This window comes from Caballeronia glathei (assembly GCF_000698595.1).
GTDB lineage: Bacteria > Pseudomonadota > Gammaproteobacteria > Burkholderiales > Burkholderiaceae > Caballeronia > Caballeronia glathei.
The window spans coordinates 1-12075 of the sequence record NZ_JFHC01000030.1 but is presented as its reverse complement, the minus strand read 5'-3'; the positions used below and the strand labels follow the sequence as shown (position 1 = coordinate 12075).

4 protein-coding genes are annotated in these 12075 nt (G+C 66.4%); all 4 read left to right on the top strand.

Annotation, left to right across the window (positions count from 1 at the left end; genetic code table 11):
* Window positions 1-139: 139 nt before the first annotated feature.
* The 4 genes from glgA to glgB all read left to right on the top strand — a co-directional run bounded on the left by glgA (window position 140) and on the right by glgB (window position 12004).
* A complete protein-coding gene (glgA, locus tag BG61_RS19125) occupies window positions 140-1717 on the top strand; it encodes a glycogen synthase GlgA (RefSeq protein WP_035927308.1) in 1578 nt (525 codons plus the stop codon).
* A gap of 250 nt (window positions 1718-1967) precedes the next feature.
* Window positions 1968-5354 carry a maltotransferase domain-containing protein gene (locus BG61_RS19120; RefSeq protein WP_051672649.1) on the top strand — a complete coding sequence of 1129 codons (3387 nt, stop codon included), beginning with the start codon at window positions 1968-1970 and terminating at the stop codon, window positions 5352-5354.
* A gap of 1051 nt (window positions 5355-6405) precedes the next feature.
* Window positions 6406-9783, top strand: coding sequence for a maltose alpha-D-glucosyltransferase (gene treS, locus BG61_RS19115; protein WP_035927311.1), 3378 nt, complete (start codon window positions 6406-6408; stop codon window positions 9781-9783).
* Window positions 9776-12004, top strand: a complete 2229-nt coding sequence (gene glgB, locus BG61_RS19110) for a 1,4-alpha-glucan branching protein GlgB (protein WP_035927313.1) — start codon at window positions 9776-9778, stop codon at window positions 12002-12004. The genes treS and glgB overlap by 8 nt, the downstream gene beginning before the upstream one ends.
* Window positions 12005-12075: the final 71 nt, after the last annotated feature.

Below are 12075 nucleotides of genomic sequence, written 5' to 3'. Positions count from 1 at the left end.
CAATCCCTCCGGTGACGCATGGCACGAGCCTTGCTGTTTGCCTCCGGCCATTCCTGAAAACAAACTTGATGAAGCGTCGCGCGGCCCGCTTCGTGACGCGCCGCCTGCACCGCTTCCTCTCTTGCACGGGAGCCAGACTTTGTCCTTGAACGTTCTGCTGGTCGCCTCGGAGGCGGTCCCGCTTGCCAAGACCGGAGGCCTCGGCGACATGGTGAGCGCCTACGCCGCCGCGCTTCGCCAGGCCGGCGTCGATGCAACGATCCTCATGCCTGCCTACCCCGCGGCGGTCGCGCTGGCCGAAGGCCTGCACAAGCTCGCCACGCTGCCGGGGCTGCCCGGCGGCGACGGCGCGCTCCTGCGCGGCCGCATGCCCGGCACCGGCGTGCCGGTCCTGCTCCTGCGCTCCGATGCGCTCTACGCCCGCGCGGGCCTCTATCAGGATGAACAGGGACGCGACTACACCGACAACGCAATCCGCTTCGCGGCGCTTTCGACGGCGGCCGCGCGCATCGCGCAGGGCGTTCGCGGCGTGAAGACGCCCGACATCGTCCACGCGCACGACTGGCATTGCGGCCTGACGCCGCTGCTCATGAAGCGCGCGGGCGTGCACGCAAAAAGCGTGTTCACGATCCACAATCTGGCGTTCCAGGGCAACTATTCGCTCTCGCTTGGTGCGGCGCTCGGCGTACCCGCCGCGTGGCTCGTGCCCGCGCTGACCCGGCCCGAGAGCATCGAGTTCTACGGCGCGCTGAGTCTGATGAAAGCGGGGATCGTGCATGCCGATCACGTCACGACGGTCAGCGAAACCTATGCCCGCGAGATCCTCACGCCGCGCTTCGGCCATCTGATGGAAGGCGTGCTGCAAAGCTGCGCCGGCAAGCTGACGGGCGTGATCAACGGCATCGACGGCGAGACCTGGAACCCGGCCACCGATCCGCTCATCGCCCGCAACTATTCGTTCGACGACATGCGCGGCAAGCACGTCTGCAAGCGCGCGCTGCAGCAGATGTTCGGCCTGCCCGCCGATCCGTTCGTGCCGCTCATGGCCATCGGCAGCCGGATGACGGGCCAGAAGCTCGCAGACGTCGCCGTCGACGCCATTCCGCCCTTGCTGGAAAAGCATCCGCGCCTCCAGATCGCCGTGATCGGCAAGGGCGACGCGTACATCGAAAGCGGCTTCAGGCGGCTCGCGCAGGCGTGGCCGGACCGCGTCGGCGTTCATATCGGCTACGACGAGCGGCGCGCGCACGCGCTGCACGCGGGCGCGGACATCCTCCTGCACGGCAGCCGCTTCGAGCCCTGCGGCCTCACGCAGATCTACGCGATGCGTTACGGCACGCTGCCGGTAGCCTCGCGCGTGGGCGGGCTGGCCGATACGATCGTCGACGCCGGCGGCGAACCGTGCACGCAGCCGGCCGGCCCCACCGGATTTCTCTTCGACGGCGACTCCGCCCACGATGTGATCGCCGGCGCAACCCGGGCAATCGATGCCTTCATGCGGCCCCAGCAATGGCGCACACTGCAACGCAACGCGATGTCGCGCGACTACGGCTGGAGTCGGGCCGTCGAAAGGTTCGTCGGGCTGTACGCCGGGCTGACCGGCGCCCGCCCGGCAAAGAGCGCGCTCAGGCCGCGCCGCGCGCCGCAGGCCGCCGCGCCGGCATTCGTGGAGCGCACGCCGGACGCCGCAGCGCCGCTCGTCGCGCGAAGTGCTTGAGGAATTGCGCCAGGTGCGGCACGCTCCATGCTGCTACCCCCCGTGCGACCCTGGCGCCGCACCGGACGGCGCACCGCGAAAACGCGGTGCGCGCCGCACGCGTGACCCCGGAAAGGTAGATCGAAGTTTTGTCTGAGGCTCGCCTGCCGCAGCCGTTCGACGCGGACTGGCTCTTTGCCGCCCGTGAGCGTGATCGCGACCGATTGCCCGCATCCCCGCCACCGCAGGACGACTCTGGAAAAGACGAACGATGGAAAACCATCCCGCCCACCATGCGTACGCGCCGCGTATTTACTACATCGACCCGCTTCTCGTCGGCCCCCTCTCCCGCTGGCCCGCTCAGTTCGAGCACGCAGCCGCGCTCGGCTTCGACCACGTTCTGATCGGCTCGCCGTTCGTGCCCGGCGCGAACGGCCACCGGCAGGCCGTTGCCGATCACCACCGGCTGCATCCCGTGTTCGGGCACGAAGGCAGCGCGAGCGACGGCCTGCGCCAGCTCGCCGACGCCGCGAAAAAGCACGGCCTTGCGCTTCTCGTCGACATGGTGATCGACCGCGTGAGCGCCGACGGCGGCCTGTATCACGAGAACCGGCACTGGTTCCAGCCGTTCGAGAGCGCCGACGCGCGCCTCGACCCGCGTCACGCGCCGCGCGAGGAAAACGTGGCCCATGCGAACTTCGGTGACGGCGAAGCGGCACAACACCTCACCGAATGGTGGTCGCGCGAACTGCTGCTGCTCGCCGACGCCGGCATCGGCGGATTTCGCTTCGACGCGCCCCACAAGGTGCCCGCGCACGTGTGGCGGCGCCTCGGCGCGGCGGTGCGCGAGCGGCACCCGCAAACACGCTGGCTCGCGTGGACGATCGGCATCAGCCGGCACGACCTGCACGGCCTCGGCGACGCCGGCTTCGACGCCGTGTTTTCTTCGTCGCGCTGGTGGGACTTCAAAAGCTCGTGGCTCTTCGACGAGCACGCGGCGCTCGTGCGCATCGCGCCGCCGATCGCGTTCCCCGAGGAGCCGTTCGGCACGCGTCTCATCGGCGATCTGCCCGATACGAGCGACACGGCGCTCGTCGAGCGCGCCTATGTCCGCGCACTCGACACGGCCGCCGCGCTCGGCACCGGCATGCTCGTGCCGATGGGTTTCGAATACGGCGTCGGGCTGCCGATGTCGTACCAGTACGGGGTTGCCGCCGAATACGAACGCGCGCGCGAGCAGGCGCGCTTCAACCTGTCGGCGCAGGTGAAGCGCGCCAACGCGTTGCAGCGCGACACCGGCGCGCTTTCGAGCGCGGGCGAACTGCGCCCGCTCACCGGCGCGGGCACGCCGTACGCGGCGCTGATGCGCGCGAACGGCACCGTCCTCTCCCACGCGGGCGCCGCCGTGCTCGTCGCCGTCAACCCGGATCTCGCGACGCCGGTCCACGTCGATGCGCTGCATCTGCTCGACGGCGTGCCCGGCAACTTCACGCGCTTTCGTCCGATAGATGACCCGTCCGCCACGCCCGCGCCGCTCGCGCCGTTCACCTTGCGCGCGGGCGAAGTGCGCCTCTTGCGCGGCGCGGCCGAGCCGTTCGTGCTGCTCGCGCAGCCGCAGGTCAAGCGCGGCTCGAAGGCCGCCGACAAGAAAGCCGTCAGCGAAGCGGTCACCGCCCCGCGCGTGGCGATCGAGAGCGTGACGCCCTCGGTCGATCACGGACGCTTTCCGGCGAAGCGCATCGTCGGCGAGGCGACAGAGATCCGCGCGGCGATCTTCGCGGAAGGACACGACAAGATCGCGGCGGCCGTCCAGTGGCGCGCCGCCGACGAAACCGACTGGCACGAAGCGCCGATGGTCGCCGTGCAGCCGGCCGGCAATGATCTGTGGTCGACGCGCATCCCGCTGGAGCGCGTGGGCCGTCACGAATTCACGGTGATGGCGTGGCGCGACGACTACGCGTCGCTCGTCGATCACATGCAGAAGAAGCTGAAGGCCGGGCAGACGGCGGAGCTGGAGATCGAGGAGGCGCGGCATCTGTTCGCGCTGATGCTCGCCGAGGTGCAGACGGCCGAGGGCGCCGCGAAGGAGCCGCTCGAAGGCATCGTCAAGGAGTTCACGAAGGCGGACAACGGCAGGAAGCTCGAGATCGTGCTCGCGCCGGAGACCGCGCAGGCGGTGGCCGCGGCGCGCCACCGGCCGTTCCTGTCGCGCGACCCGGTGACGTACCGCATCGACGCCGAGCGGGCCGCCGCGCGCTTCGCGAGCTGGTACGAAATCTTCCCGCGCTCGATGAGCGACGACGAGAACCGCCACGGCACGTTCATCGACGTGATCGGCAAGATGCCGCGCATCCGCGAGATGGGCTTCGACGTGCTGTACTTTCCGCCGATCCATCCGATCGGCGTCGCGAACCGCAAGGGCAAGAACAACACGCTGACGGCCGGGCCGGGCGACGTGGGCAGCCCCTATGCGATCGGCGGCAAGGAAGGCGGGCATACGGCGGTGCATCCGGAACTCGGCTCGCTCGAGGACTTTGGGCAGATGCTGGAGGCCGCGCAAGCGCACGGGCTCGAAATCGCACTCGACTTCGCGGTGCAGTGCTCGCCCGACCATCCGTGGCTCAAGGAGCATCCGACATGGTTCGCTTGGCGTCCCGACGGCACGCTCCGCTATGCGGAAAATCCGCCGAAGAAGTACCAGGACATCGTGAATCCGGACTTCTACGCGCAGGACGCGAAGCCGGACCTGTGGGTGTCGCTGCGCGACGTGTTCCTGTTCTGGGTCGCGGCGGGCGTGAAGATTTTCCGCGTCGACAATCCGCATACGAAACCGTTTCCGTTCTGGGAGTGGGCGATCAACGATGTGCGCGCGCGCCATCCCGACGTGATCTTTCTCTCCGAGGCCTTCACGCGGCCGCGCGTGATGAACCGGCTCGCGAAGCTCGGCTTTTCGCAGTCGTATACGTACTTCACGTGGCGCGAGTCGAAGCGTGACTTCATCGAGTACATGCACGACCTCACGCAGACTGACGCGAAGGATTATTTCCGGCCGAACTTTTTCGTCAATACGCCGGACATCAATCCGCGCTTCCTGCAGAGCTCGGGGCGGGCGGGATTCATGATCCGCGCGGCGCTTGCGGCGACCCTGTCCGGACTGTGGGGTGTCTATAGCGGATTCGAGCTGTGCGAGGCCGCGGCGCTGCCCAACAGCGAGGAGTATCTCGATTCCGAGAAGTACCAGTTGCGCGCGTGGGACTGGAACCGGCCGGGCAATATCGTCGGCGAGGTGACGGCGCTCAATCGCATCCGGCGCGCGAATCCGGCCTTGCAGACGCATCTGGGCGTGAATTTCCTGCCGGCGCACAATGAGCACATCCTGTTCTTCGAGAAGTCGAATGCGGCGGGCGACAACGTGGTGCTCGTCGCGATCAATCTCGATCCGTTCAACGAGCAGGGCGCGGATATCGACTTGCCGTGGCAGACGCTCGAACGATGGGGCGTGCATGAATGGGACGCTGTCGCCGTGGAGGATCAGGTGACGGGCGAACGGTTCGAATGGCGCGGACGCCGCCAGCACGTGCGGCTCGATCCGAACTCGCTGCCGTTTGCGATATGGCGCATCGCGCCTGTTTGGGGTTTGCCGAAGGCTTCCGGGTGAGGACCGGTCGGAGTTGCTGGCGCGCGGGCCCGATGGCTATGGCGGTTTGATGCGCTCGCGCCCGTGCACAAGGGGGTCGCTGGCGCTTTGGCTGGGTTGGGTTGGGCTGGGCTGGTGTTAGTTGTTTGAACCCTCTGATGCGCTTGTGCTCCTATGAAACTTGTTTTGTCTTTGGTCTATTCGCTTCGCCCCTGTACGGGGCGGCTGTCACACAGGGATGTCGCTGGCGCTTGGGTTGGGCGGTCATAGAACCGTTTGATGTTTTTGCGCTTCCATGAAACTTGCTTTGTTATTGGTCTATTAGCTTCGCCCCTGTGCGGGGCGGCAGTCACTTTCTTTGCTGCTGCAAAGAAAGTGACCAAAGAAAGCAGCTATGGGGTCAGCGGTGTTAGGACGTGACCACGTTTGAGCTTCTCAGAGTGGCCCGACCGTGGGAGTGTCCACCTCTGTTTGTCGAGCAGATTGGTACGCGGACCCACTGCGTCATCGCACCGTTGAACGGAGTGGTAAGGCAGTCATTCATCCGTCCCGGCACTGCGTGCCCGACGAAGGGTCAATCGGGTGGGGGATAAGCGTAGTGCGTAGCCTGCATAACGTGCGGCGCCCTGGATGGTAGCGAAGCGATGGCTGGAGTGGACCGTGCCTGCGAGCGAAGCGACGGTTGAAGTGGACCTTGCGTCCGAGCGAAGCGAGGAGGGAGGAATGATTGCTTTACCACTCGGTTGGGTGGTGCGATGGCGCGGTGGGTCCGCGTACCGATCCGGGTGACGGGTTGGGGGCGACACTCCCACGGTCGGGCCACTCTGAACGAATGGGGCATGGTTACGTCGTAATACTGTGGGCCTGATAGCTGCTTTCTTTGGTTACTTTCTTTGCAGCAGCAAAGAAAGTGACTGCCGCCCCGCACAGGGGCGAAGCTAATAAACCAATATCAAAGCAAGTTTCATAGGAGCGCAAGCGCATCAGACGGTTCAAGAAACACCAACCCCGAGCGCCAGCGACCGAGCAAGAGCACCGGCTGCCAAGCCAAAAAAACGAACGGAGCGATATTGTGAAGCGCAACAAGACCTCGACTCTCAGCGACGATCCGCTCTGGTACAAGGACGCGATCATCTATCAGGTTCACATCAAGTCCTTCTTCGATGCGAACAACGACGGCATCGGCGACTTCCCCGGCCTGCTCGCGAAGCTCGACTACATCGCGGAACTGGGCGTCGACACGATCTGGCTGCTGCCGTTCTACCCGTCGCCGCGCCGCGACGACGGCTACGACATCGCGGACTATCGCAACGTGCACCCGGACTACGGCACGATCGCGGACGTGAAGCGCTTCATTCAGGAAGCGCACGCGCGCGGCATCCGCGTGATCTCGGAACTGGTCATCAACCACACCTCCGACCAGCACCCGTGGTTCCAGCGCGCGCGGCACGCGAAACCCGGCTCGAATCACCGCAACTACTACGTCTGGTCCAACACGGACAAGAAGTACGAAGAAACCCGCATCATCTTCATCGATTCGGAACCGTCGAACTGGACCCACGACCCCGTCGCCGGACAGTACTACTGGCATCGCTTCTATGCGCACCAGCCGGACCTGAACTTCGACAACCCGGCCGTGCTGAAGGAAGTGCTCCAGGTAATGCGCTTCTGGCTCGACATGGGCATCGACGGGCTGCGGCTCGACGCCGTGCCGTACCTCGTCGAGCGCGAAGGCACGAACAACGAGAACCTGCCCGAAACGCACGCGGTCCTGAAGAAGATCCGCGCGACCATCGACGCCGAGTACCCGAACCGCATGCTGCTCGCGGAAGCGAACCAGTGGCCGGAGGACGTGAAGGAATATTTCGGCGACGAAGACGAATGCCACATGGCGTTCCACTTTCCGCTGATGCCGCGCATCTACATGTCGATCGCGAGCGAGGACCGCTTCCCGATCACCGACATCATGCGCCAGACGCCGGATCTCCCCGATTCGAACCAGTGGGCGATCTTCCTGCGCAACCACGATGAACTGACGCTCGAAATGGTCACGGATTCGGAGCGCGACTACCTCTGGAACACCTACGCGAGCGACCGCCGCGCGCGCCTGAACCTCGGCATCCGGCGCCGCCTCGCGCCGCTCATGGAACGCGACAGAAGGCGCATCGAACTCATCAATTCGCTGCTGCTCTCGATGCCGGGCACGCCCGTCATCTATTACGGCGACGAGCTCGGCATGGGCGACAACATCCACCTCGGCGACCGCGACGGCGTGCGCACGCCGATGCAGTGGTCCTCCGACAGAAACGGCGGATTCTCGCGCGCCGATCCGGAGCAGCTCGTGCTGCCGCCCGTGATGGGCTCGCTCTACGGCTACGACGCGGTCAACGTCGAATCGCAGAGCCGCGACCCGCATTCGCTCCTCAACTGGACGCGCAAGATGCTCGCCGTGCGCCGCTCGAAGCACGCGTTCGGGCGCGGCGGCATCCGTTTCCTGCGTCCGAACAACCGCAAGATCCTGGCTTACGTGCGCGAGCTGCCGGGCGAGCCGGCGATCCTGTGCGTCGCGAACCTGTCGCGCGCGCCGCAGGCCGTGGAGCTCGACCTGTCCGAATTCGCGGGCTCGGTGCCGCTCGAAATGACCGCCGACTCGCCCTTCCCGGCGATCGGGCAGCTCACCTACCTGCTGACCTTCCCGCCCTACGGCTTCCTGTGGTTCCAGCTGTGCCCGGGCAACCTGCGGCCGTCGTGGAGCCAGGCGCCGTCGGAACAGTTGCCGGAGTTCGTCACGATGGTGATCCGCGCCGGGCAGACCGGCCCGACCCCGGAAAACGTGCGCCTGCTCGAATCGGAAGTGCTGCCGTCCTACCTCAGCAAACGGCGCTGGTTCGCGTCGAAGGACCAGAAACTGAAGAGCGTGCGCCTTGCCGCGCTGACGACGATCGAAGGCGCCGGCTTCGCGTTCACCGAGATCGAAGCCGACGTCGGCGACCACACCGAGCGCTACGTGCTGCCGCTTTCGATCGCGTGGGGCACCGAGACGACCTCGCCGCTCTATATGCAGCTCGCGCTCGCGCGCGTGCGCCGCAACCGCAACATCGGCCATCTGACGGACGCGTTCGCCGTGCCGCACTTCGCGTACGGCGTGCTGAGGAAGCTGCGCGAGCGCGCCGTCGTGACGACCGTGCAGAAGAGCGAGATCCGCTTCATTCCGACCGAGCGCCTGGCCGACCTAGATTTCAACGTCGAGGCGCCTCCCGAAATCCGCTGGCTCGCGGCCGAGCAGAGCAACAGCTCGCTCGTGGTCGGCGACCAGGTCGTGCTGAAGCTCGTGCGGCGGCTCGTCGGCGGGATTCATCCGGAAGCGGAAATGAGCCGCTATCTGACGAAGCTCGGCTACGCGAACACCGGGCCGCTCTTCGGCGAAGTGGTGCGCGTCGATCCGCAGAACGTGCCGCATACGCTGGCGATCCTGCAGGGCTACATCGACAATCAGGGCGACGCCTGGAACTACGCGCTCGACTATTTGCGCCGCACCGTCGACGAACTCGTGGTCGCCGTCGATTCAGACGAGCACTCGCCCGAGCACGAGACCGCGGTCGAGGCTTTCGAAGGCTATGGGAACATCGCGGGGATCATCGGCAGGCGCCTCGGCGAGCTGCACGTCGCGCTCGCCTCGCCGACGGGCGACGACGCATTCGCGCCGCGGCGCTCGACGCCAGAAGACGCGCGCGAATGGACGGGCGGCACGCTCGCGCTCCTCAGGAACGCGCTCGACATCGTCGCGCAGAAGATGGGCGAGTTCAGCGAGCACGACCGGTTCCTCGCGCAAAGCCTCGTCGATCGCCGCGAGATGCTGGTCGAAGCGGTCTCGAAACTCGTGCCTGAAGACGTCGACGCGCTCTGCATCCGCATTCACGGCGACTTCCACCTGGGGCAGGTCCTGATGGCGCAGGGCGACGCGTACCTGATCGACTTCGAGGGCGAGCCCGCCCGGCCGCTCGACGAGCGGCGCCGCAAGACGAGCCCGCTGCGCGACGTGGCGGGCCTCCTGCGCTCGCTCTCGTATGCGAGCGCGGCGGCCCAGCCGACCACGGAGAACGCGCCGGCGCAGACCGCCGATCGCAAGCGCGCGTTGTTCGAGAGGCTGCGCGCGCATGCCGAGGCGAGTTTCTTGCGTGAGTACGGTGAAGCCGTGGCCCAGTCGCCCGAACCGGTCGCGAGTGAAGCCGCCCAGGCGGCGCTGCTCGACCTTTTCCTGATTGAAAAGGCCGCCTACGAAATCCGCTACGAAGCCGCGAACCGGCCGACCTGGATCGGCCTTCCGCTGCGGGGTCTCGCGTCGCTCGCGAGCCGCCTGCTCGGCGACACGGGCACGCCGCCCGCGCCCGGCACGCGCACCGTGATCGAAGCAACCAAGGACACCACCGATGGAACCCAACATGAATAAGCGCACCGATCCCGGCACGGACGCGAAGGACCCGGCAGAGGGCCTGCATCCGCTCGACATCGACGCGCTCGTCGAGGCGCGCCATCCCGATCCGTTCTCGAAGCTCGGACTTCATCAGACGGATGCGGGACCGGTCGTGCGCGCGCTCTTGCCGGGCGCGGCGTCGGTGACGGTGCTCGACCGCGCGAACGGCGCGCCGCTCGGCACCCTGACGAAGATCCACGAAGCGGGCCTCTATGCCGGTTTCATCGACAGACCGGCGGGCTACCGGCTCGCGATCGACTGGCACGGCACGCCGCAGGAGACGCACGATCCGTATTCGTTCGGCCCGGTGCTGTCGGATGAGTGGCTCAACCGGCTCGCGAGCGCCGATCCGTACGCGGTGCTCGAATGCCTCGGCTCGCGGCCGGTCACGCACGAAGGCGTCGCCGGCGCGTGCTTCGCCGTGTGGGCGCCGAATGCGCGGCGCGTCTCCGTGGTCGGCGACTTCAACTCGTGGGACGGCCGGCGTCATCCGATGCGGCTGCGCCATAACGCGGGCGTCTGGGAACTGTTCATTCCGGGCCTCGGCGCGGGCACGCGCTACAAGTACGAGATCGTCACGCGCGACGGCCACACGCTGCCGCTCAAGGCCGATCCGTGCGCGATGCAGAGCGAGAAACCGCCGGCGACCGCGTCGGTGGTCGCGGATGCGGATGCCATCGACAGCTTCGCCTGGACCGACGCCGACTGGATGCAGACCCGCGGCGCGAAGCAGACGGCGCAGTCGCCGGTTTCGATCTACGAGGTGCACGCAGAATCGTGGCTGCGCGTGGCCGAGGAAGGCAACCGCGGCATGAACTGGCACGAGCTCGCCGAGCGCCTGATTCCGTATGCAAAGGGGATGGGCTTCACGCATCTCGAGTTCATGCCAATCGCGGAGCATCCGTTCGGCGGCTCGTGGGGCTACCAGCCGCTCGGGCAGTTCGCGCCGTCCGCGCGTTTCGGCACGCCGGAGCAGTTCGCGGAGTTCGTGAACCGCGCGCACGAGGCGGGGCTCGGCGTGCTGCTCGACTGGGTTCCCGCGCATTTTCCGAACGATGCGCACGGGCTCGTCCAGTTCGACGGCACGCCGCTCTACGAGCATGCCGATCCGCGCGAGGGCTACCACCAGGACTGGAACACGATGATCTACAACCTCGGGCGCAACGAGGTGAGCGCGTTCCTGATCGCGTCGGGGCTTGCGTGGCTCAAGCGCTATCACGTCGACGGGCTGCGCGTCGACGCGGTGGCGTCGATGCTCTATCGCGACTATTCGCGCAAGGCCGGCGAATGGGTGCCGAACATCTACGGCGGGCGCGAGAATCTGGAGTCGATCGCGTTTCTCAAGCGGCTCAATCATGAAGTGCGGCAGATACCCGGCGCGATCACGGTGGCGGAGGAATCGACGGCCTGGCCGGGCGTCACCGCGCCGGTCGAGGATGGCGGCCTCGGGTTCGACTTCAAGTGGAACATGGGCTGGATGCACGACACGCTGCATTACATGGAAGAGGACCCGGTCTATCGGCAGTATCACCATCACATGTACACGTTCGGCATGGTGTACGCCTACTCCGAGCGCTTCGTGCTGCCGCTCTCGCATGACGAGGTGGTGCATGGCAAGGGGTCGCTGATCGGCAAGATGCCCGGTGACAGGTGGCAGAAGTTCGCGAACCTGCGTGCGTATCTCGGGTTCATGTGGACGCATCCGGGCAAGAAGCTGCTTTTCATGGGCGGCGAGTTCGGTCAGTTCGCGGAGTTCAACCACGACGAATCGCCGCACTGGCATCTGCTCGACGATTCCCTTCACGGTGGCCTGCAGAAGCTCGTGCGCGACCTGAACCGCCTGTATGGCGACGAACCTGCGCTGCACAAGCTCGACAGCGACCCGCGCGGCTTTGAGTGGCTCGTCGGTGATGACAACGCCAACAGCGTCTATGCGTACCGGCGCACGGATGGCGAGGGGCGCGACCTGGTGGTGGCGTGCAACCTGACACCGGTGCCCCGGCACGGATACCGGATCGGGCTGCCTCGCGGCGGGCGCTGGGGCGAGATACTCAATTCGGATGCTTCGATCTATGGCGGATCGAATCTGGGCAATGGAGGCGTCATTCACGCGGACGATCTTGCGAGTCACGGGCGACAGCATTCTGCGGCACTGACCTTGCCGCCGCTCGCGACCATTGTTCTGCGTGCCGACTGAGGGAGCGCCGCTTCGGTTTTGTTTCGCTGGCGCTCGGGGTTGGGATTTGTTGAACCGTCTGATGCGCCTGC